This window comes from Sorangium sp. So ce381 (genome assembly GCF_051473845.1).
Lineage (GTDB): Bacteria > Myxococcota_A > Polyangia > Polyangiales > Polyangiaceae > Sorangium > Sorangium atrum.
On sequence record NZ_CP150336.1, the window covers coordinates 2,948,130 to 2,969,618 of the forward strand.

Below are 21,489 nucleotides of genomic sequence, written 5' to 3' on the forward strand. Positions count from 1 at the left end.
ATGGCCGCGGCAGCCCTCGCGTCGCTCTCACGGATACGTGTCGTCCCCACCCTTCGTGCCAGCTCCCGGGCGGGCCGCGCCCGCCGGTGCTGCGCCAGCCGGCGCTGCGCCAGCCGGCGCTGCGCCAGCCGGCGCTGCGCTAGCCGGTGCCGCACCCGTCGGTGCCGCACCCGTCGGTGCCGCGCCTGCAGGGCGAACGGGGCCCTCCGGGAGCTGCGCTGTCCCCTCGATCACGATCTCCACGCGCGGCTCCGGCGGTTGCGCCGGGGCGCCTCCGCCCGCGTCGGCAGGCGGCAGATCGGCGAAGCTCGCCAGGCTGAGCCGCGCGAGGGGCACGCCGGCCTCCTTGGGCTGCGCCAGGAAGAGCAGCACGGCGCGCGCCTGGGCGACCGTCACGTCCCAGCCGTTGCGCCAGGCCACGCCCGGCGCGCCGCTCGCCGTGTGGCCGACGACCTGGTAGCCGAGGCCCTTGAGCGGCTCGTTGCCGCGGATGATCGCGGCGATGTCCCGCAGCACCTTCTCCCCCGCCGGGGAGAGCGCGTCGCGGTTCCCCTTGAACAGGACCCGGCTCGGGATCGAGATGACCACGCGGCCGTCGCGCGGCGCGACCGTGACCTCTCCGGCGGCGACCGGCAGGAACGCCCTCAGGACGTCGCTGTCGCGCTCCGACGCCGGGCGGGCCCCGGCCGGCTCGCCGCGCGACGGCGTCGCGCCCAGGCCGACGTCGAGGCCCGAGATCGGATCGTTCGCCCAGCGCGGCTCGGCCGCGGCGCCGCCGCGCGGGCCCTGCTCCTCCAGCTGGCGGACCCGCGCCTGGCTGGCCACGAGCTCGCGCTGGAGGCGCTCGGACCGGTCGAGCTGAGCTTGCCATTCGAACTCGGTGTAGCCGCACCCGGCGAGGAGCGCTGACGCGAGCAGCGCGGCCAGGCCGCGCCCGGCGAAAGCGGCCCGGACAGCGCGGGGAGGGGAGACGTCGGCGCGCCCCTTCGCGCTCACCTCTGCGACACCCGAAACAGGCAATTGCACTTGGCAGGCTCCTTCTCGCCGGATCATCCGGATCCATCCTCCTCGCGCCGGTGCGCTGAGCGGGCGGGAGCCTATCCGAGCGGCCGTGATCCCACAAGGCGCGGGCGGTGCTCAATCCACGTTCGGGCCAGGCTCGGGCCGCGTCTGGGCCAGGTTCGGGGCGCCCCCGAGCGCGGGATGCGCTCGTCGCGCGCCATCTGTCGACGCGCGCGGCCCCACGGGCCGGGGCGCGCGCCCCGGCCTCGGAGACCTCGGCAGCGGACCGGGCCGAGGGACCGATCCGGTCCGGGATCGATCCGCCTGCGCGCGGTCCCGCGCTCGCTGGCCGTGCGGGTGAGCGTGCCTACGACAGGCGCTCGTGGCCGGCGCCGTTCGGCAGCGAGGCCTGGTGCACTTTCCGGCGTTGCTCGAGCTCGGCAGAGATGAGCCGCACGAGCTCCGTCGAGAGGACGATCGCCTCCCGGGGACCATATCCATGCTTGCTCAGCTCCCGCGCGACCGACTTGGCCAGGATCTTCATGGCCGAGTCGATCTCTCCCGGCGTCTTCGATGTCGACGTCGAGAAGAGGCTCGCGGTCATCTGGGTGTCGGCGCCTCGCCCCTGGCCGTCCTCGGGCGTTCGGCGCAGCGTCGGTTCGAGCTCCGGAGGCGCCGCGCTCCGGAGCGATGGCCGATCGATCGCGTTGCTTTCGTGGTTTTCGGCCGATGCGGGCGTCGTCGTGCTCGTCGTGCTGTCCGTATGCAGCGATGTCATGTTGTGCGCGCTCACGGTGGATCCCCGTCGTCGTTGAACCGGTTTTCTCGCCTTCGTCCTTCGTTCCCGCGCGTGAGAGGTGCTATCGATGGCGAGCTCACGCCGCTCGTCGCAGCGGCAGGCATCGGTGGATTTACGTCGCGAGACGAAGTTGACGGTAAAAGCAGGAATGGCGCCTGCGGGGACCGTGTGGAGGCGGACCACATTGGCCCCTGACCCCACGATAGCAGGGCTCCGATGAAAGGCATCGATCCATCGGTCGTTCGCGCGGGAACACCCATGTTCGCGAGCGCCGCCGGCGATGCGCGGGGCCTCCCGCCGCCCACGCTGCTCAGGAATCCTCATGTGGCCTGACGAAGCCTCGCGCCGCCGCGAGCGATCTGGGCCGCTCGACACACCGGGGCTGGCGCACGATGACCGCGCGTTCAGCGCCTGACATGGAAAACGCGGGTCGGCGCCGAGAGGGCGATCGCGCGAGACTGCGACTCTGAACGTGCGCGCCAATGCTCGCCCGCTGGGGGGCGCCGTCCGCGCTGCGCTGCGAGCGCGAGAGATGGCTTGCCCGGGGCAGACCCGGGTGCGTCTGGCGCGCTCGCAGCGCGGAACGCGGCGCGCCGCCGCCCGCGCTGCGCTCCGGCGGGGAGCGCGGACGCACGCGTCCACGGATGAGGAACAATCGACGTTGAGCACGGATGGCGAGTCTGGTGTTCGCTGGTTGGACACAGCTTGTTAGGAATCGCGCGCCTTCCATTGACGATGTGTGTTTCCTGCGGTACTCGATGGAATCGTTGGCGGCCTGACGCTGCGGCGCCATGGGCGTCCGGAGGGAATTCCGGGCTTTGCAGAGCCGACGGCGCGGTAGCGCGGTAGATCGACGCGACGTCCTTGCTTCCGTGTGCCGCTCCATGGCGCCGTTCGCTGCGGCTCGGCCGACGCCGGACGTTCCGAGTTCATCATGTGTAGGGGGGAAGTATGGCCACACTGTGCAGGCCGGAAGTCGCGGTTCCGGAGTTCATCATCACGCGGGAAGATACGCTGAAGCTGGCGGAGCGGCTGCACGCGAGAAACCCGCAGCTGAAGCTCGTGCTGCGGCTCATCAACGGCACCGGGGTGCAGAAGCGGCACATCGTGCAGCCTCTGGAGCAGGCGCTCGCTCACCCTGGCTTCGAGATCCGAAATAGAATTTACGAACGGGAGGCCAAGCGCCGGGTGCCGCCGGTGATACGGCAGGCGCTGGAGAACGCCGAGCTCACGGCGCGGGACATCGACGCCATCATCTTCGTCTCGTGCACCGGCTTCATGATGCCGTCTATGACGGCCCATCTGATCAACGCCATGGGCTTCCGGCACGACACGCGGCAGATCCCGATGGCGCAGCTCGGCTGCGCGGCCGGGGCGGCGGCCATCAACCGCGCGCACGACTTCTGCGCGGCCCACCCGCAGGCCAACGCGCTCATCGTGGCCTGCGAGTTCTGCTCCCTCTGCTACCAGCCGACGGACGATGACGTCGGATCGCTCCTGTCCGACGGCCTCTTCGGGGACGCGGTGGGCGCGGTCGTCGTCCGGGGCAGCGGAGGCACCGGCATCCGGCTGGAGCGGAACGAGGCTTATCTCATCCCGGACACCGAGGAGTGGATCTCGTACGCCGTCAAGGACACCGGGTTTCACTTCCGGCTCGACAAGCGGGTGCCCGGGACTATGAAGCCCCTCGCCCCCGTGATGCGCCGGCTCGTCGCGAGCCACGGCTGGGACGTGGGCAACCTCGACTTCTACATCGTCCACGCGGGCGGTCCGCGCATCCTCAACGATCTGTGCAAGTACCTGGAGGTGCCCCAGGAGGCGTTCCGGTACAGCAGGGCCACGCTGACGGAGTACGGCAACATCGCGAGCGCGGTGGTGCTCGACTCTCTAGGACGCCTGTTCGCGGACAGGCCGATGCCCGACGGCGCGCGCGGCGTGATCGCGGGGTTCGGCCCGGGGATCACGGCGGAGATGGCCGTCGGTTCCTGGGTGAACGCTCACGGCCAGAGCAGGGGCGGAGGGCGTTCGTCCGCCGCCGCGTGACAGCGGCCCTGTCGCTCCTGCCGTGTAAATCGTGTGAGAAGAGGAAGGGAAGGCTGATGACCAACGCATCGCTGAAGACTCCGTCGCTGAGGTTCACGCTCGGAGGCGACCGTCCCGTCTGCCGCATGGGCTATGGCGCCATGTACCTGACCGGGCCGGGCTACTGGGGGCCGCCGGCCGACCCGGACGCGGCCGTCCGGCTCCTGCGGCGCGCCGTCGACCTCGGGGTCAACTTCATCGACACCGCCGACGCCTACGGCCCGGACACCAACGAGCAGATCATCCGCCGCGCCCTCCATCCGTACCCGGCGGGGCTCGTGATCACCACCAAGGGCGGGCTGCTGCGCTCCGGACCGGAGGACTGGACGGTGCAGGGGCGCCCGTACATCGTCCCGTGCGGGCGTCCGGCGTACCTCCGCCAGCAGGTGGAGATGAGCCTTCGAAACCTCGGGCTCGAGCGCATCGAGCTCTATCAGCTCCACCGCATCGACCCGGCCGTACCGCTGGCCGATCAGCTCGGCGAGCTCGCGCGGCTCCGGGAGCAGGGCAAGATCCACCATATCGGGCTCTCCGGGCAGCCCGAGGTCACCGTGGAGCAGCTCGCCAAGGCGCGCGAGATCACCGAGATCGCCGCCGTGGAGAACCTGTACAACGTCGCGGACCGCTCCGGCGAGAAGGCCCTTCGGTACGCGGAGCAGCACGGCATGGCGTTCATCCCGTGGTTCCCCATGGGGCACGGCGACCTCGCCAAGCCCGGCAGCGTCCTCTCCGGGCTCGCCAAGGAGCGCGGCGCGACGCCCGCCCAGCTGGCCCTCGCCTGGCTGCTGCACAGGTCGCCGTCCATCCTCGCCATCCCCGGCACCTCGTCCATCAAGCACCTGGAAGAGAACTGTCGCGCCGCGGACATGAAGCTCGACGAGAGCGAGCTGGCCGCCATCGAGGACGCCGCCGCCGCCGCGAAGACGTGGCGTCCATCGACGTCGGAATCGGGGTCCGCCCACACGAAGGAGACGCCATGAGCACCCAGCAGCAAACGAGCGCCGCCCATCCGAACGTCCAGAAGCTGCGCACCCTCTACGCCGATCTGTCGCGCATCGGGGAGTTCGTCGCCGACGACATGGTCCTGCACACCGCGCACCGGGAGCTCTGCCGCGACAGGGCCGCCGGCCGCGTCGTCGGCAGGGCGGCCGCCGCCACCCACGAGCGCGAGCTGATCCGCATGACCGGCGGCACCCTGCAGATGGATGTGCAGCACATCTTCGCCAACGATCACTTCGGCGCCGCCTTCGGCTTGCTGCGGGCCCACCTCGGCGGCGCGAGCCTCGCGATGCCGTTCTGCGGGGTCTGGCGCTTCCGCGGGGGCCTGATCACGGAGCACTGGGAGAACGCGTACGACGTGGCCTCCGTGATGGCGTTCCTCGGCGACGAGAGCGGCGCCCCGCCCGCCTGAAGCGCGGCGCCCCGCCCGCCTGAGGCGCCGAGGGGCCGCGTCGCGAGGGCCTTGCCCCCTCCTTTGTCGCTCCCGCCGTCCTCCCGGATCTGCTACTGCTGCCCGCCGCGCCGGTGCCCTCCCGGGACCGGCGAGCTCCCCCGAGAGCGCGCTCGCCGCACGTCAGCCATGGCTCAAGGTTACCTCTTCCTGATCATCGCCCTCGTCTTCAACGCGACAGCGAACATCCTGATGAAGCTGGCGTCGCGGCGCGTCCCCTCGATGGAGGGGCTGTCCCTCGTCGAGAAGGCCCTCGCGCTCGTCACGAACTACCACCTCGTGCTGGGGCTCGTGCTCTTCGCGTCGAACATCCTGTTCTACGTCCTGGCGCTCAAGCGCATCAACCTGTCGATCGCCTATCCGATCATGTCGTCGGGCGGCTTCCTGCTCATCTCGGTCTTCTCGGTGTACTTCCTGCGCGAGACGCTGACGGCGCTGCAGATCGGCGGCATCGTCCTGATCGCGGCGGGGATCGCGCTGCTCGCGTACAACATCGCCTAGGCCTCCGGCCGGCCTCCGCGGCGCGACGTCGGACCGCCGGACCGGCCTGCCTCTCCGCCCTCCCTCGGCGTGGGGCCGTGGTACGGTGGCGCGCGCCTCGCGCCCGAACGCCCTCATCCCGGAGACCGCCGCCATGCGCAGCCGAACGCTCCCGCGTGCCTTGCTCGCCGTGCTCCTCGCGGCGCCCCTCGCGACTGCGTGCCACGGCGCCCGCCAGGACGCCGCGCACCCCTCGCCCGGCCGGGCCGGCGCCGCCTGCGGGCGCGGCGATCCGATGACGCGGACCGAGCTCTTCTTCGGCCTGGATCGGTTCGAGCTGCCCCCCGTGACGCAGGCGGAGTGGCAGCAGTTCGTCGACACGGCGGTCACCCCGCGCTTCAAGGACGGGCTGACCCAGTTCGATGTCGACGGCCAGTACCTCGCGAAGACGGGGAAGCTGATCCGCGAGGACAGCCGGCTGATCATGCTCCTCCACGACGGCGGCCAGGTCGCCTCGGACGCCATCGACGCGATCCGCAAGGAATACAAGGTTCGCTTCAACCAGGAGTCCGTGCTGCGTATCGACGAGCCCGTCTGCGTCGGCTTCTGACGCCTGGTACCGCCGCTGAAGGTGGAGCTCCGCCCGCCGCGGGGACAGCGCATGTCCCGCGCGTGTCTGTTCGGAACAGCGCCTGTTCTCCCTCCTCGGCGGGCCCCTGATCGCGAAGATTCTTGACCCGTGGGGGGCTGGGAGACAAAGTTTTGTTACAACTGCCAGGCTTCGGTCGGCGCATGGCCGCGCATTGTGTTGCGCGCATCCGTCGGCGTGCTCGTGCCTGGCGTTCATAACGACAAGCGTTCGACGTGAGCGCTCCTGCTCGGCTCCAACGGGAGCAAGGAGATCCCCGTGCTGATGAGGCTTCCCTGGCGGCCCGGATGGGCCATGACGATGGTGGCTGTCGTTGGGTGCTCGGGCTCCGAAGCGCCTCCTCAGGAGGAGGAGAGCGTAGTGGAGAGCCAAGATGAGGTGCGCTACGACTTCCATGCACCCGCGTCTGGAAGGACGGTGTTCGCGGACGTCGTGGCCATCGATCAGATGTTCGTCTACGACCGCCTCGGCGCGTTCAACCCTGGAGGCATGGTGTACGCGCTCCGCCGGGACGTGGTGGCCGCCGACCCGTCGAAGGCCATCGGGCCGGGCAACGCGACGCTGCGGCCGGGCAAGCGCCCGAGGCCCCTCGTCCTGCGGGTCAACGCCGGAGACAGGCTCTCCATCAAGTTCACCAACTGGCTCACGCCCGCGACAGGCGCGCTGCCGAGCACCTCGACGTCGACCCGCGACGCCTCGATCCAGGTGGTCGGGCTCCAGATCCGGAGCATCGACGCGCTCGCCGCCGACGTCGGGAAGAACGAGAGCTCGCTGGCCGCGCCGGGCGAGACGCGCACGTACGAGCTCTTCGCCGGCCGCGAGGGCACGTTCCTCATGCACAGCGGGGGCGCCACGGTCGGCTCGGAGCCCGGGCCGGGGCGGCGGATCTCGCAGACGCTGTACGGCGCTGTCACCGTCGAGCCGCCGGGCGCGGTCGCGTATCGCTCGCAGGTGACGGCCGCCGAGCTCAAGGACGCGTCCCTGAACCCCTCGAACCCGGACGGCACCCCGCGCATCGACTACGACGCGGTCGACGCGTCCGGTCAGCCGATCCTGAAGATGATCGACGACGCCGGCGAGATCGTGCACGGCGACGTCAACGCCATCATCGCGGGCTTCGACGAGGAGACGGAGGTTGGCACCCCGGCCTCGGAGAACATGGGCTATTTCCGCGAGTTCACGGTGCTCTTCCACGACATCCTGAGCGTCGTCCAGCCCATCGCGGAGTACCAGGCGGATCCGCGCTACAACGGCGTGCGCACCGGCTTCGGCATCAACTACGGCGCCGCCAGCCTGGGCAGCGCCGTCTTCGCCAACAAGCAGAGGATCGGCCCGAGCAAGCGCTGCGAGGAGTGCAAGTTCGAGGAGTTCTTCCTGAGCTCGTGGGTCAACGGGGATCCGGCGCTGAACATCGATCGGGACGACGCCGGCAACGCGACAGAGGCCCTCTATCCGGACGACCCCTCCAACGTATCGCACGGTTACCTCGGGGATCCCGTCCGCATACGGAACCTCCACGCCGGCCCCAGCGAGACGCACGTCTTCCACGTCCACGGCCACCAGTGGCTGCGGTCGCCGGGCAACGACAAGAGCGCGTACATCGACTCGCAGACCATCGGCCCGAGGGCCGCCTACACGTACGACATCACCTATGGCGGAGGCGGCAACCGCAACCTCTCGGTGGGAGACGCCATCTACCACTGCCACCTGTATGCCCATTTCGCGCAGGGCATGTGGGGGCTCTGGCGCACACACGACGTCTTCGAGGCGGGCACGCCGGACCGCTCGCTCCCGGACGGCGAGCTCGCGGCGGGGACGCCCACGCCCGCGGTCGTGCCGATCCCCGGCGTCGCGCTGGCGCCGATGCCGACCTACGCGCGGACGTCGGTCAGGATGGCCGACGGGAAGACCGAGGAGCGCGACCCCATGCCGGGTTATCCGTTCTACGTCGCCGCGGTCGCCGGGCACCGGCCGCCGCAGCCGCCCCGCGACATGGAGAACGACGGCGGGCTCCCGCGCCACTACATCGCGAACGTCCCGCCGGGAGGCGCGGCGGTCGGCGGCCGCGGCCTCTTCGACGTGCAGCTCTCCAAGGCCGACGTGCAGCTCTTGCCGAAGGACGGCACCCCGTCGGAGGTGGCGGCCGCCAACTTCCACGCGGGCGCGTTCCCGGGCGCCGTGCGCGCGCCGGAGCGCTACGGCTTCCCCGTCAAGGGCTACCCGGCCTTCACGGCGGACGGCAAGCCGGCGCTCTTCCTCGTGAACGGCCAGCCGCCGGCCGCGGGCGCCCCCTTCGCGGACCCGTGCCCGCCAGGCGCGCCGGTGCGCACCTACCGCGCGGCCTACGTCCAGACCAACGCCCCGGTGAACCGGGCCGGCTGGCACGACGCGCAGGCGCGCATGATCGTCCTCGAGAAGGACGTCGAGGCCACCCTCGACGGCACGAAGGCGCCGGAGCCGCTGTTCATCCGCGCGCAATCCGGCGAGTGCGTCGTGTTCCACGCGACGAACCTCATCCCGGCGGCGCTCGCGGCGGACGACTTCCAGGTCTTCACGCCCACCGACGTCATCGGCCAGCACATCCACCTCGTGAAGTTCGACGTCACCGCCTCGGACGGCGGGGCGAACGGCTTCAACTACGAGGACGGGTCCCTGGCGATGGAGGAGGTGGCGGCGCGCATCCAGGCGGCCAACGCGCTCGGCGGGGCCCTCGCCGCCGACGTCAGGGGTCGCGAGTCCGGGGCGCGCGTCCGGCTCGATGACCCGACGCTCCACCCGCGCATGACCACCCCGTCGTTCGGGGCGCAGACCACGATACAGCGCTGGTGGGCCGATTCGATCCTGAGCGAGGCCGGCCAGGACCGCGCGCTGAACACGGCCTTCACGCACGATCACTTCGCCGCCTCGTCGCACCAGCAGCACGGGCTCTACGGCGGCCTCGTCGTCGAGCCGGCCGGCTCGATCTGGCGCGATCCGGAGACCGGAGCGGTCTTCGGCGATCGCAGCGACGGCGGGCCGACGAGCTACCGCGCCGACATCCTGTTTCCCCCGGGCGACCACCGGAGCCCGTTCCGCGAGTTCAACCTGAGCATCGCCGATTACGGCCCCATCTACGACGAGTGCGGCCGCCCGGTGAACCCGTCGTCGCAGGCGCCGGCGCCGCTGCCGCTGGCCATCACCCATGGGCCCTCCACCCCCGACGCGATCTCGTGGCGTGACTCGGGCGTCGGGCTCATCAATTACCGGAACGAGCCGATCCCGCTCCGGATCGCCGAGCGCAACTGCAGCACGCGCGCGGTCGTCCAGAAGAGCGGCGACGCCGGCGACATGCACAACGTCTTCAGCTCGCGTGTCCACGGCGATCCGGCGACACCGCTGCTCCGCGCGTACGAGGGCGATCGCACGCTGATCCGCCTCACCCAGGGCGCGCAGGCGGAGCAGCACGTGTTCACCGTGCACGGGAAGAAGTGGCTGAACGAGGCGACCGATCCCGACAGCGGCTACGCCAACGGGCAGCCCATCGGCGTCTCGGAGCAGGCGGATCTCGCGCTCGACGGGGCGCCCCTCTTCCGGAAGAACGCGGCGGGCGGCGCGGACTACCTCTATGCGGGCGCGCCGACGGACGATCTCTGGGAGGGGCGGTGGGGCATCCTGCGCGTCCACGGCGAGCGGCAGGCGGATCTCCTGCCGCTCTCGGGCGCGTCGCTGCCGAGGGGCAGGCGCCCGGAGGTCGAGGTGTGCCCGCCAGAGGCCCAGAAGAGGGCGTATACAGTCCACGCGATCACCGCGAGGGGCAACCTGCCGGGCGATCGACTCACGTACAACGCGACGTACGGGCTCGACGATCCCGACGCCATCCTGTTCGTCCTCGAGGAGGATCTGGCCGCCCTGCGCTCGGGCGCGCGCCCGCCCGAGCCGCTCGTCCTGCGCGCGGCGGCCGGCGAGTGCGTCGAGGTCACGCTCGTCAACGACCTGCCCGAGGATCTGCCGAAGTCGCCTCAGTGGAACTACAACGCTCCCATCGTCGACGGGTTCAACGTCAACCAGGTGAGGCCGTCGAACCGCATCTCGCTGCACGCGCAGCTCGTGGGGTATGACGTCACGGCGAGCGACGGCGCGAACGTGGGCGAAAACCCCGATCAGACGGTCGAGCGCGGGAAGCAGCGGACGTACACCTGGTACGCCGGCGACATCTCCGTGACGACCCGGGGCGACGTCCGCTGGCAGCCCGTCGAGCTCGGCGCCGTGAACCTCAAGGACATGGCGGACGTGGTGAACCACCCGATGCACGGCGGGATCGGCGCGTTGATCGTCGAGCCGGAGGGCGCCGTCTGGTACCCGAGCCGGGACTCGCGCGCGGCGGCCCAGGTGAAGTACCGGGACGAGAACGGCTCCGAAATCTGGTTCCGCGAGTTCGTGCTCCTCTACCAGGACGAGGTGCCCTTGCAGTCGGATCAGGCGGCGTTCCGCTGCCTCAACCCGGCCCTGGCCTGCGGCGATGTCCTCGCGAACGTCCTGGGCCCGCCCGATCCCGACTTCACTGGCCACAAGGCGTTCAACTACCGCGCCGAGCCCATCTGGGCGCGGCTCGGCGTGGGGCCCGACGCGCATCTCGGCACCATGCCGGGCCTCGACGTCAGCGGCGTCTTCAGCTCGGCGGGGCGCGGCGATCCCGCGACGCCGATCTTCACGGCGGGGCGCTATGACCGCGTGCGCTTCCGCGTGCTGCAGGCCTCGGGGCACCGGCGCCAGCACTCGTTCGGGCTCTCGAACACGGAGTGGGCGTACAACCCGTGGGCGCAAGGCTCGGGATCCCGGTACCAGGGCCGGAACAGCAAGAGCTTCGCCGTGAGCGCGCATGGCGGCATCGGCCCCATGACCGCGTGGAACGTGACTCCCTACTTCAGGTCGGGCGGCATGTTCGAGGTCCCCGGCGATCGCCTCTACCTGGACCAGTCGAACGCCATGCTCACCGGCGGGCTCTGGGGCATCTGGCGGGTCACGCCGTGAGCGGGAGGAGGGGCGCTGTGATGCGAAGGATCTCGATGGGCGGGACCTCGATGGGCTCGCGCGGACTCTGGCTCTCGCTGGCCTGGCTCAGCGCCTCGACGGCGCTCGGCTGCGGCAGGAGAGAGGCGCTCCCCGCGTCGCAGGACCCGGGGGCCGAGCCGCCGGCGCAGCCCGAGGAGCCGGCGGCTCCCCTGCAGGAGAGCCGGGTCGAGCGCGATGGGCTCTCCATCGCGTTCGCCCTGCGGCCGCTGGACCGCGGCCAGCAGGGCGAGGAGAGCGGCCTCGGCGCGGCGCCGGCCGCGGCGGTGGCGGGCTCCGACGTCGTGGCCGAGTTCACCATCACCGACGCGTCCACCGGCGCGCCGGTCCGTGGCCTCACGCCGCTCGGCTGGATGTCGCGCCGCGCCGGGGCGGACGGCGCCGCCGCGGCGAGCTTCTCCGGCGGCGCGCCCGAGGCGAGCCTCGCCAGCGGCGTGTCCGCAGCGAGCCTCGCCAGCGGCGCGCCCGCGGCGAGCCTCGCCAGCGGCGCGGTCGACGCCGCGCCGGACGAGGCGGCGTGCCGGGGGAAGATCAGGAGCTTCATGGCGGGCCTCCTGTCCGTGCGCCCCGAGGTCGACATGAACGCCTACCTCCTCTGGACGCTGAACCAGGACAACACCCTCTCGGCCATCAACCCGCAGGTCACCCTCGCCAGGACGCAGCTCCGGAGCGTGGTCAGCCTCGCGGGCCCCGGCGTCTCGTTCGTCCTGCACCCCGACCGGGAGAGCCTCTACGTCACGCTCCGGGGCGGGCGGGGCCTCGCCGTGGTGGACACGCGGCGGGGGCTCGTCCGGACGAACGTCCCCGTCGGCCAGGATCCGTCGCGCGTCGTGATCGCGCCCGACGGGCGCACGGTCTGGGTGGGCAACGACGGCGACGGGACGGTGAGCGTGATCGACGCCCGCTCGACGGACGTCCTGAAGACGCTCCCGGTGGGCCCGGGCCACCACGAGATCGCCTTCACCGGCGGCGGCCGCGCCGCGTGGATCACGAGCCAGCAGGGCGAGTCGGTGGCGGTGGTGGACGGCGAGACGCTCGAGCCGCTCGGCGAGATCGCGGTGGGCGAGGGGATCGTCTCCATCGCGGCGAGCGATGAGGCGGGCGTTGTCCACGCGGCGAACGCCGCGCGCGGCGAGGTCGTCGTCCTCGACGCCGCGCGGCGCGCCGTGGCCGGGCGCGTCGCCCTGAAGCCCGGGCTCGGCGCGCTCCAGTTCGATCCGCGCGGGCGGTTCTCGTTCGCGCTGAACCCGACCGCGAACGAGGTCGCCGTCCTCGACGGCGCGACGGGCGCGGTGGCGCACACGCTCACCGGGCTGGCCGCGCCGGACGCGGTCACCTTCACAGGGGCCTTCGCCTACATCCGCAACCGGGGCGCCGCGCGGGTCTCGCTCGTCGACCGGGCGGCCCTCGGCGGCGCGGCGGCCCCGCCCCTCGTCAACATCGCGGTCGGCCAGGGCCCGCCTCTGGCCGCCGCGGCGCGGCCAGGGCCCGCCGCGCTCGCCACGCCCATCGCCCCCCTGCCCGAGGGCAACGGCGCCCTCGTCGCGAGCCCGGCCGACAAGGCGCTCTACGTCTACGTGGAGGGCATGATGGCCCCGATCGGCACCTTGCCGAGCTACGGCCGCGAGCCGCGATCGCTCCTCGTCGAGGACAGGTCGCTCAAGGAGGTGCGTCCGGGCGTGTACGCGACCACGGTGCGCCTCGGCGAGGGGGGGCGCTACGACGTCGAGCTCCTCCTCGACCGCCCGCGGACGGGGGTGTGCCTCGAGGCCACCGTGGCGCCCGCGCGCTGCGCCCCGGGCGACGGCGAGGCCGACGGGTCCGGCTGCGGGGGCGATCCCGTGAAGGACATCGCGATCGCGCCGCTCTTCGAGCCCGACCTGCGGCTCGCGGCGGGCGAGCCCGCGACGCTCCGCTTCCGCGCGACCGCCGGCGAGGGGGGCCCTCCGCTCGACGCGGAAGACATCGAGGTGATGGTCGTCCGGTTCCCGACCGGGTACCGCTTCCGCGGCGCGCCGCGGGCCGAGGGGGACGGCACGTTCTCCGTCGCGTTCACGCCGCCCGCGCCGGGCCAGTACCGCTTCCTCGCCGCCGTTCCGGGGCGCGGGGCGCCTGTCGGCGCGCTCCCGTCCGTCCCGCTGCGGGTCTCGCCGCGCGGCGCCGGCGCGCACGTCGGAGGTGCGCGATGAGGCCCGGGGCGGCCCTCGCCGCGGCAGCCCTCGCGCTCGCGATCTCCTCGTCCGCGCGCTTCACGCCCGCGGAGGACAAGGCGCCGCGCGTGGAGCGGATGAAGATCGGCGGCGTTTCCAGGGAGGACGACGCCGCCGCGGAGCGGTACTTCACCAACACCGAGCTCGTCGACCAGCACGGCCGCGCGCACCGCTTCTATGCCGGGCTGCTGCGGGGCCGGAAGGTGCTCATCAACTTCGCCTTCACCTCGTGCAAGGGCGCCTGCCCCACCATGACGGCGAACCTCGCGCGCGTGCAGGCGCTGCTCCGGGCGCGCGGGGAGCGGGTGACGATGCTGACGATCTCGGTCGACCCGGAGAACGACACGCCGGCCGCGCTGAAGGAGTACGCCGCGAAGTTCAAGGCGGGCGAGGGCTGGTACTTCCTGACCGGCACGCCCGAGAACGTCGCCACGGTGCTGAAGCGCCTCGGCGGCCAGGTGCGGCGGCCCGACGAGCACACGATGACGCTGCTCGTCGGCGACACGTCGACCGGCATGTGGCTGAAGGCGTTCGCCACCGAGGAGCCCGAGGCGCTCGCGCGCGCCGTCCAGCACCTCAATGACCCACGGTGAGGCCGACATGCGTTTCCTGTCGCTCGGTGCATTGAAAGCGCTGGTCCTGGCCGGCGCGCTCGCCGCGGCCTCGTGCGGCCGCGGGAGCGCGCCTCCTGGCGAGCACGCCGCCCCCACTCCGGCGGGGCCGCCTGGGCGTCCTCCGGACGTCGCTGCGGCCGCGGGGCCGCCTGGGCTCTCCCCGGACGGCGCGTCGGAGGTGCGCGCCTCGCCGGCGACGGGCGTCGAGGTCCTGGACGAGGAGCTCGTGGATCAGGACGGCCGGTCCGTCCGCCTCCGCGAGCTCGCGAAGGATCGGGTGCTCGTCGTCAATTTCATCTTCACGACCTGCACGACGATCTGCTCGCCGATGACGGCCATCTTCGGCCGGCTCCAGGCCCAGCTCGGCGACGCGCTGGACCGGGACGTGCGGCTCGTCTCGATCTCGCTGGACCCCGCCACGGACACGCCGGAGCGGCTGAACGCCTACGCCGAGAAGTTCGGCCGGCGGAAGGGCTGGTCCTTCCTGACGGGGCGGCGCGAGCGCGTGAACCGCGTGCTGGAAGCGCTCGGGGGGCGCGCGCCGATCAAGGAGCGGCACGCGCCGATCACGCTCATCGGGCGCGAGGCGGAGGGCCGCTGGACGCGGGTCGAGGGCATCGCGCCGCCGGGGCGCCTCGCGGACGAGGTCCGGGCCTTCCTGCCGCCGCGAGGGCCCGTGGCGCGGAGCGCGGGCGGTGGATAGGCCGAGGGCCCGTCGTCCTGGCAGGGCGCGGCTCGGCCTCCTGGCTGCGGTGCCGGCGCTGGGGCTCTGCGCGGTCGCGGCGTGGGCGCTCGGCCGCGACGATCGCGCGCCCCGGGCGCATGCGGCCGCGGCGGGCGAGGCGGCGTCGTGCGAGGAGCTCTCGCCGGCCGCCCTGCGCGGCAAGCGCATCTACCAGCGCGGCGCGACCGAGGACGGCCGGCCCATCGAGGGCGCGATCGTCGGCGGCGCCGCGGCGCTCTCCGGCCGCGAGGCCGCCTGCGCGGGCTGCCACGGCCCCAGCGGGCAGGGGACGACCGAGGGCGGCGTCACGGCGCCCCCGCTCGCGGCCGAGCGGCGCCTTGCGGCGAGCGGCGAGCGGGCTGGGGGAGCTGGGCAGGGGAGGCAGCCAGGCGAGGGCGCGATGAGCGCCGCCGCGCTGGTGACGGCCATCCGGGAGGGGCGAGGGCCCGCGGGGCAGTGGCTGAGCCCGGTGATGCCGCGGTACCGCCTGGAAGAGGCGGATCTATCGGATCTTGTTGAATATCTGGGCTGCGTCGGCCGGGATCTGGATCCTGGCGTCACGGCGGGCTCGGTGGCGCTGGGCGCCGCGCTGCCGCTGACCGGGCCGGATGCGCCGGTGGGAGCGGCTGCGCGCGACGTGCTGATGGCGGCGTTCGCCGACGTGAACGCGCAGGGCGGCATCTACCGCCGGCGGATCGAGCTGCGCGTGGAGGACAGCGCCGGGCCGTCGGGCGAGGCCGGGGCGACGGCGCGCCTGCTGGAACGGGGCGTGCTGGCGCTGGTGGGTAGCGCCTTCGACGGGGATCCAGCGCTGCGGGCGCGCCTCTCGGAGGAGCGGGCGGCGCTCGTGGGGCCGTTCGCGGTGGCGGGCGCACCCGGGTTGGCCGGCGGCGCGGCCGCACCCGGGTTGGCCGACGGCGCCCCGGCGGCGGCCGCACCCGGGTTGGCCAGCGGCGCCACTGGTCGCGCGCGGGAGGCAGCCGGAGGGGGCGCGGCCGGGGCCGACGACCTCGTGTTCCAGGTGCTGCCGGGGCCCGACGTGCTGGCCCGCGTGGCGGTCAAGCACCTCGCCGGCGCTCCTGCGAACGCGGCGTCGCTCGCGCTCGTCGTGCACACGCGCGACCACGCCGGCGAGGCCTGGGCGTCGGGCGCGCGCGCGGAGGCAGCTCACCGCGATCTTCCTGCGCCGCCGGCGCTCTCCTTCGAGCCAGGCCGCCTCTCGCCGCGCGACGTGGTCGGCGCGGTGCGGGCGCACGCGGCGCGGGCCGTTCTCTTCTGGGGCCCCGGCGCGGACCTCGCGAGCGCCCGGGCGGCGCTGGACGACATCGGATCGGCCGCGCCGATCTACGCCTCGCTGGGATCGATCGCCGGGAGCGCCGGGGCGCCGTCCCGCGAGCTCGCCGGCCGCGTGCTGTTCCTGTACCCAGGCTCCCTGGGTGAGCGGGAGCGGGCATCGGAGGACGCGCTGCATGCGTTCCTGCGCCGGGCGGGCGTCGCGCCGGGGCCGCTCGGAGTCCAGGCGAGCGCGTACGTCGCGGCGCAGATCGCGATCGAGGCGCTGAAGCGCGCCGGCGCCCATGCGACGCGGGAGGGGCTGATCGCGGCGCTCGAGCAGCTCCGAGACTTCGACGCAGGCCCGGCCCCGCCCGTGACCTTCGCCCGGAACCGCCGGACTGGGGTCCTCGGAGCGAGCGTCTTCCGGATCGATCCGGCGTCCGACGCTGCTGTGCGCGCGTCGGCGTGGATCGAGGTGGTCCCGTAGGACGGATCGAGCTCGACCCCGGTGTCCCATGAGGACGAATTTGCCGGGGAGAACCGTCGCGATCCACCCGTTCCACCGCTGCTGCCACCTGCCTCGCGGCGCCCTCGTCTCCAGGTCGCGGGGCCGCGGTCCGTCATCGCAGCTGCTCCTCCTCGTCCTCGTCGTCGTCGAACAGCGCGCCTACCTTCAGGACGATCGCATCGAAAGGCTCGGGCCTGACCCGATCCTCCCGCTCGGCCGCCAGCACCAGCAGATATCCCTCTGTCGTCCACCGATAGACCATGAGCGTCTCCGTCTCGGGGTCGACGATCCAGTAGTGGGGCACCTTGCAGCGCTGGTAGGTCCGGAGCTTCTTGAACAGATCGTTGCGGCTGTTCGACGGCGATAGCACCTCACACACCCAGTCCGGCCGCACCCGGATGGGCACCTCCCTGGGCAGCTCCGGCAAGCGCTCGCGCAGCCACCCTGTCACATCGGGACGGTAGACCTCGTGGGTTTCCAGCTCGACCTCGACCTCGGTCGCGAACCATAAGCCACCGGGCCAGCGGCCGCCGGGCCGTCGATCATACGGTCCGCTGATCCGGCTCCCGATCCGTAGCTGGGCGCGCCCGTGCGGGCCGCTCGGCATGGCCTTGCGAACGAGCTCGCCACCGATGACCTCGTGGAAGCGCTCGCGCTCGGGGATAGCCAGGAGATCGTCCGCGGTGGCGAGGCGGCGGGCGGAAGCGGCTCCGGACATGCGCGCAGGATAGCGCCGGCGGCTGTCGAGGGCACCACCGGCGTCGCCGACACATCACCGCGACCGACCAGAAGGGGAGGGAGCACGGCCTCGACGCGCTCGCCCGGGGAAGCTCGCGTGCGGTCCGGTCGAGCGCATCGCCTTGTTCAGCCTCATTCGCGGGTCTCGCGTTTCGCGTACCTGCTGACAGCCAGCTGATGGGCCTCGGCCAGCAGCGGCCGCACCGCCTCGAAGGTCGCCTCGCTGGGGTTCAGCACGCAGACCCAGGACTGCGGTGCGTACACGGGGTGCGGCAGCAGTCGATCCTGGGCGGCGAAGTCGTGGCCGGTCTCCACGGCCCTGCCGACAGGAGGAGGAGACGGCTGGGGGCCAAACAAGGAGCGGTACGTCTCCTTGCTGACGCCGATGTTCAGCCGGAAGACTCCCGGGCGATCCAGCTGGGAGGCGCAGTCGAATTCGCCATAGTCTTTGGTGACGATCGTCGCGAACGGGAACCGGCGCGCAGGCGGGAGCTGGCGTCCGGGGTCGTAGCTGAAGAAGGTGTCGCCCCAGGCGAGCTCGGGAGATCCAGCCTCGCGGGATGCGACGACCACATCGACGCCATCCAATGTGTCGGTGATGTACCGGGTGATCGAGGCTTCGTTCATCGGAGTCTCCGCGGGAGTGTCTGCCAGCAGGTGTGTGGGTCGAGGCCGCGCGCCAGGCGCCGCGCGTCGGGCGAAGCCCGTCGTGGATTCGTCTAGCGGACTTGACCCCTTGATTCAACTTCAACGTGGCCGTCCTCCGTACCGGCGTCAGGCGCGTAGCTCACTCCCTGTGAACTCGGCGTTCTTGGCGGTTCCTCTCTCTCCGCCATGAACCTCCCGCAGCAGCGCTGGACACGCCATCCGCGCCCGCTCACTCATAGCCAGCCGCAATGATATTGTTTTGGAGCGCGTCCTCCGTGGCATCGTTCGGGTAGCCGGCGGCGATCGCCCCCTCGTAAAACGTACCTGCGCTGTCGTTCGCGCCGCCGTCGGGCTTGCAGCAATCACCACCGCTGCCGAGCACGATGGCGCCTTGCTTCTTCATCGGGCTATAGTTGGGCGGCAGCGAGCCCTCGTAAAGCTTGGTCAGAGCGCCCGACTGGGCGTTGCCGCCCTTCAGCGCGAAGCGCGTGGTCCCGTCGTTCTTCAGGATCGCGGTGACGTACTTGTGCGGAAGCGCCTTTTGATTCGGGTTCCAGCTGCTGCTGCCGCCCGGAAACAGACCCCACTCCAGGTCGGCCTGCACCCACGGACCGGTGCCGGAGCAGCCTCCGAACCAACACTGCTTGCTGAAGTTGATGGCGTCCATGGCGCCAGCTCTGTCGGCCTTGCGGGTGGTCTCGCTGTTGCCGTAGTCGAAGCAGCACCCGCCGTTGACGTGGATGCCGCTCGTCACCATGTACAGGCCTTCCGGCGCGCTTCCCGTCGGAACGCCGGTGGTGTGGCCGTCGCGCCAGTAGCTGTTGCCGGGGTTGATGTAAAGCGAGTAGACCTTGCTCCCGCTCACCTGCAGCGACTCCGTGGTGGCCTTCGCTGGGCTGCTCCTCGGTGAGCCGGGCACCACGTCCGAGCCCTGGTACCAGAGGTCATTCCCGTGTCCGGATTGGTCGTAGAGCACCGTGATCACGCACGAGGTCCCGGCGCAGAACGCGTCCTGTGGTGCGGAATCGGCGGGGCCCCCGGCTTTGAGCACGGAGATGTCCCTGGTCGCGTTGTCCGAGGCACGCCGGACCTGGTAGAGCTTCCCGGCGTAGGCGCCGAACAGGGCGCGCACCGTGCTATGGGCGGCAACACACGGCGTGCCGCCGCTCTCGTAAAGATCGCACGGCCCGGTCGACGCGTTCGCGTCACCGGAACCGCCAGTGCCACCAGCTCCCCCGCTTGCCGCGCCGCCCCCACCACCCGCTCCCCCGCTTGTTGCGCCGCCGCCGTCTCCCGCTCCCCCGCTTGTTGCGCCGCCGCCATCCCCCGTTCCCCCGGTTGCTGCGCCGCCGCCGTTACCACCAGCGCCTCCTCCAGCAGTTGCCCCGCCAGCGTCTCCGGTCGCCGTGGGCTTCTCGGCTCCGGGGTTGTCAGCGGTGCAGCTCAAGCCTTGTGCGGCCAATACGAACGTGAGCATCAGCGTCTTTTTCATCTTTTCTCCTGATCGGGCGCTATTGCCGAGTGAATGCGGCTCGCAAAGCCAAGTGGCCACCTGACTTGGCCACTGTGCCACGGGCCCGTGGCGCCCGTAGCGACGCCAGTTTGCCTCGAGCGAACGAAGACAGTAGTCCCAGTGGCATCTCTCCTCGATTCGGGTCGCTGGTCGAGCCGGATGGGAACTGAGATCGCCGAAGCAGAAGGATGCCCCTACAGGTCAATGTGAACGTTCACATTCCGGATGTCAATTCCAATCGACCGGCCTGCCGCTGTCCTCGAGCCCGGGGGAGGACGAGGCCGGCGGGTCTCCTTCGGAGCGCCGCGTCGAGCGAGGGATCGTTCGGAGCGCGGCGTCAGGAGGGATCGGCACAGGATCGCGATCTTCGCCGGTCCGCTCGTCTACCAGGCCTCCAACGGCGTCTGGCTGACCGACCACGTGTCGCCCGCCTTGCGTGTCGGGCTGGCCCGGCCAGGGTCCCGCCCAGCAAGCGGGAAGGCCGCACCTGCCTCAGGTCGGGTTTCCGACATACCCATCGTGCTTCACGTCCTGCAAATATTCAATCGCTGGATGTCCTCCAGGATGAAGGCGAACAACGCCGTTCCGGTCTTGGTCCGGACGTCGCGCTCAACGTTCCTCCTGCTGCGTGCATGGGGCGACCAGCGGTCGACTGGAACGTCGACAGCCCCGAGGGCCTCATGGGGTCGGTCACCATCTGCTCATGGCCGACGGATACGAGGCACCGCCGCGAGCGCCCGGCGGCCGTCTCCTGCTTGCCTTCGCCGCTCCCGCTCGGTAGCGTCGGTCCCGGGTAGACCTCTTGCCGGCCCCGATCGTCGTCGATATCGCGTCGGGCCCTGCCGTACAAGGCGAGCTCCCGGCGCTCCTCGTCGAGGCGTGCTCCCGCGCCGCCGGCGGCGGCGGGTGCGCGCTCGGCGATCCGAAGCGCGGCGGGACCCCGCTCCGGGCGCTCGCCGTCGTCTGGCTGGACGGCCCGGACTACCGCCGCCTGCGGGTCGACGTCGCCTCCCTCGGCGCGCCCGAGGGCACGCTGTCGTCGCGCGAGATCGAGTTCCGCGAGGAGGATCCGCTGCCCGACCGCTACCGCACCGCGGGGCTCCTGGTCGCGGCCCTGGCGTCGGAGCGCGCCGGCGCCGCGGCGCCGCCCGAGCCGACCGCCGCCGAGCCGACCGCCGCCGAGCCGGCTGCGCACGCACCGACGCCGCGCCCGCTTGGCTGGTTCCTCGCCGCCGGCGGGCTCGTCGGCAACGGCCTCGATGTCGGCCCCGCCCGCGCCGCCGGCCCCGCCCGCGCCGGCGGCTGGATCATGGCCACGGCGCTCGACCGGCGCTCGGGCTTCTTCGGGACCCTCTCGGTCTCCTATGCTGCGGCCCTGCGCGAGCCGGCCCCGGGCGTGTCCGTCCAGTGGCTCACGCTCGGGGGCGGCGGCGGCATCGCCGCGCCCATCGCGCCGCTCGACGCGCTCGTCCGGGCGAGGATCGAGGCGGCCGCCGACTGGGTGATGGCCTCCCCGCACGACCCGAAGAAGCCGGAAGAGACAGGGCACGGATGGGCCTTCGGGACGCGCACGGCGATCGACCTCGTATGGCCGGCCGAGGGCAGCGTGGCCCTCCTCGGGAGCGCCGAGGCGTTCGTGCGGATCCACCAGACCGACCTCCACCTCCCCCCGAAGCCCGAGGCCGTGCTGCCGAAGGGGGGCGTCACGGGGATGCTGGGGGTGCAGCTGCGCCTGCGCTGACTCCGCG

15 protein-coding genes and 1 pseudogene are annotated in these 21,489 nt (G+C 72.0%); 11 read left to right on the forward strand and 5 right to left on the reverse strand.

Annotation, left to right across the window (positions count from 1 at the left end; translation table 11 throughout):
- Window positions 1-27 precede the first annotated feature (27 nt).
- Together WMF29_RS11260 and WMF29_RS11265 are read right to left on the reverse strand one after the other, a co-directional pair.
- On the reverse strand, window positions 28-1,026 hold the full coding sequence (locus WMF29_RS11260; RefSeq protein WP_437328838.1) for an OmpA/MotB family protein: 999 nt from the start codon (window positions 1,024-1,026) through the stop codon (window positions 28-30).
- Between the two features lie 343 nt (window positions 1,027-1,369).
- The gene (locus WMF29_RS11265) at window positions 1,370-1,780 is read right to left on the reverse strand and encodes a hypothetical protein (protein ID WP_272102927.1); all 411 of its coding nucleotides are present in this window, start codon (window positions 1,778-1,780) and stop codon (window positions 1,370-1,372) included.
- Between the two features lie 972 nt (window positions 1,781-2,752).
- Between WMF29_RS11265 and WMF29_RS11270 the strand changes: the two genes are divergently transcribed.
- The 10 genes from WMF29_RS11270 (at window position 2,753) to WMF29_RS11315 (ending at window position 16,821) form a co-directional block, all read left to right on the forward strand.
- Window positions 2,753-3,844: a type III polyketide synthase gene (locus WMF29_RS11270; RefSeq protein ID WP_437328839.1), complete on the forward strand. Its 1,092-nt coding sequence runs from the start codon at window positions 2,753-2,755 to the stop codon at window positions 3,842-3,844.
- Window positions 3,845-3,900: 56 nt separating this feature from the next.
- On the forward strand, window positions 3,901-4,863 hold the full coding sequence (locus WMF29_RS11275) for an aldo/keto reductase (RefSeq protein ID WP_437328840.1): 963 nt from the start codon (window positions 3,901-3,903) through the stop codon (window positions 4,861-4,863).
- Window positions 4,860-5,294: a nuclear transport factor 2 family protein gene (locus WMF29_RS11280; RefSeq protein WP_272102930.1), complete on the forward strand. Its 435-nt coding sequence runs from the start codon at window positions 4,860-4,862 to the stop codon at window positions 5,292-5,294. Before WMF29_RS11275 ends, WMF29_RS11280 begins: the two co-directional genes overlap by 4 nt.
- A gap of 168 nt (window positions 5,295-5,462) precedes the next feature.
- The gene (locus WMF29_RS11285; protein WP_272102931.1) at window positions 5,463-5,834 is read left to right on the forward strand and encodes a DMT family transporter; all 372 of its coding nucleotides are present in this window, start codon (window positions 5,463-5,465) and stop codon (window positions 5,832-5,834) included.
- Window positions 5,835-5,967: 133 nt separating this feature from the next.
- The gene (locus tag WMF29_RS11290) at window positions 5,968-6,423 is read left to right on the forward strand and encodes a DUF3574 domain-containing protein (protein WP_437328841.1); all 456 of its coding nucleotides are present in this window, start codon (window positions 5,968-5,970) and stop codon (window positions 6,421-6,423) included.
- A 399-nt stretch (window positions 6,424-6,822) separates the two neighbouring features.
- Complete coding sequence (locus WMF29_RS11295; RefSeq protein WP_437328842.1) at window positions 6,823-11,472, forward strand: copper oxidase; 4,650 nt, start codon at window positions 6,823-6,825, stop codon at window positions 11,470-11,472.
- A gap of 20 nt (window positions 11,473-11,492) precedes the next feature.
- On the forward strand, window positions 11,493-13,700 hold the full coding sequence (locus WMF29_RS11300) for a YncE family protein (protein ID WP_437328843.1): 2,208 nt from the start codon (window positions 11,493-11,495) through the stop codon (window positions 13,698-13,700).
- Complete coding sequence (locus WMF29_RS11305) at window positions 13,697-14,314, forward strand: SCO family protein (protein WP_437328844.1); 618 nt, start codon at window positions 13,697-13,699, stop codon at window positions 14,312-14,314. Before WMF29_RS11300 ends, WMF29_RS11305 begins: the two co-directional genes overlap by 4 nt.
- Window positions 14,315-14,321: 7 nt before the next feature.
- Complete coding sequence (locus tag WMF29_RS11310; RefSeq protein ID WP_437328845.1) at window positions 14,322-15,038, forward strand: SCO family protein; 717 nt, start codon at window positions 14,322-14,324, stop codon at window positions 15,036-15,038.
- Window positions 15,031-16,821, forward strand: a complete 1,791-nt coding sequence (locus WMF29_RS11315; RefSeq protein ID WP_437328846.1) for a cytochrome c/ABC transporter substrate-binding protein — start codon at window positions 15,031-15,033, stop codon at window positions 16,819-16,821. Before WMF29_RS11310 ends, WMF29_RS11315 begins: the two co-directional genes overlap by 8 nt.
- 133 nt (window positions 16,822-16,954) lie before the next feature.
- Here WMF29_RS11315 and WMF29_RS11320 read toward each other — a convergent pair whose 3' ends face one another.
- The 3 genes and pseudogenes from WMF29_RS11320 to WMF29_RS11330 all read right to left on the reverse strand — a co-directional run.
- Window positions 16,955-17,560 carry a Uma2 family endonuclease gene (locus tag WMF29_RS11320; RefSeq protein WP_437328847.1) on the reverse strand — a complete coding sequence of 202 codons (606 nt, stop codon included), beginning with the start codon at window positions 17,558-17,560 and terminating at the stop codon, window positions 16,955-16,957.
- Window positions 17,561-17,712: 152 nt separating this feature from the next.
- Window positions 17,713-18,207 (reverse strand): DUF6194 family protein, encoded by a 495-nt coding sequence (locus WMF29_RS11325; RefSeq protein ID WP_437328848.1) that lies wholly within the window; start codon window positions 18,205-18,207, stop codon window positions 17,713-17,715.
- A 250-nt stretch (window positions 18,208-18,457) separates the two neighbouring features.
- A pseudogene (locus tag WMF29_RS11330) lies at window positions 18,458-19,420 on the reverse strand (arabinofuranosidase catalytic domain-containing protein); the annotation flags it as partial.
- A 1,123-nt stretch (window positions 19,421-20,543) separates the two neighbouring features.
- Here WMF29_RS11330 and WMF29_RS11335 point away from each other — a divergent pair.
- A complete protein-coding gene (locus tag WMF29_RS11335; RefSeq protein WP_437328849.1) occupies window positions 20,544-21,482 on the forward strand; it encodes a hypothetical protein in 939 nt (312 codons plus the stop codon).
- Window positions 21,483-21,489 lie beyond the last annotated feature (7 nt).

What these genes read in the sequence shown, in the direction of transcription:
- WMF29_RS11265 (WP_272102927.1), bottom strand. Translation starts at nt 1,780, where the DNA reads ATGACATCGCTGCATACGGACAGCACGACGAGCACGACGACGCCCGCA.
- WMF29_RS11270 (WP_437328839.1), top strand. Translation starts at nt 2,753, where the DNA reads ATGGCCACACTGTGCAGGCCGGAAGTCGCGGTTCCGGAGTTCATCATC.
- WMF29_RS11275 (WP_437328840.1), top strand. Translation starts at nt 3,901, where the DNA reads ATGACCAACGCATCGCTGAAGACTCCGTCGCTGAGGTTCACGCTCGGA.
- WMF29_RS11280 (WP_272102930.1), top strand. Translation starts at nt 4,860, where the DNA reads ATGAGCACCCAGCAGCAAACGAGCGCCGCCCATCCGAACGTCCAGAAG.
- WMF29_RS11285 (WP_272102931.1), top strand. Translation starts at nt 5,463, where the DNA reads ATGGCTCAAGGTTACCTCTTCCTGATCATCGCCCTCGTCTTCAACGCG.
- WMF29_RS11290 (WP_437328841.1), top strand. Translation starts at nt 5,968, where the DNA reads ATGCGCAGCCGAACGCTCCCGCGTGCCTTGCTCGCCGTGCTCCTCGCG.
- WMF29_RS11300 (WP_437328843.1), top strand. Translation starts at nt 11,493, where the DNA reads ATGCGAAGGATCTCGATGGGCGGGACCTCGATGGGCTCGCGCGGACTC.
- WMF29_RS11305 (WP_437328844.1), top strand. Translation starts at nt 13,697, where the DNA reads ATGAGGCCCGGGGCGGCCCTCGCCGCGGCAGCCCTCGCGCTCGCGATC.
- WMF29_RS11310 (WP_437328845.1), top strand. Translation starts at nt 14,322, where the DNA reads ATGCGTTTCCTGTCGCTCGGTGCATTGAAAGCGCTGGTCCTGGCCGGC.
- WMF29_RS11320 (WP_437328847.1), bottom strand. Translation starts at nt 17,560, where the DNA reads ATGTCCGGAGCCGCTTCCGCCCGCCGCCTCGCCACCGCGGACGATCTC.
- WMF29_RS11325 (WP_437328848.1), bottom strand. Translation starts at nt 18,207, where the DNA reads ATGAACGAAGCCTCGATCACCCGGTACATCACCGACACATTGGATGGC.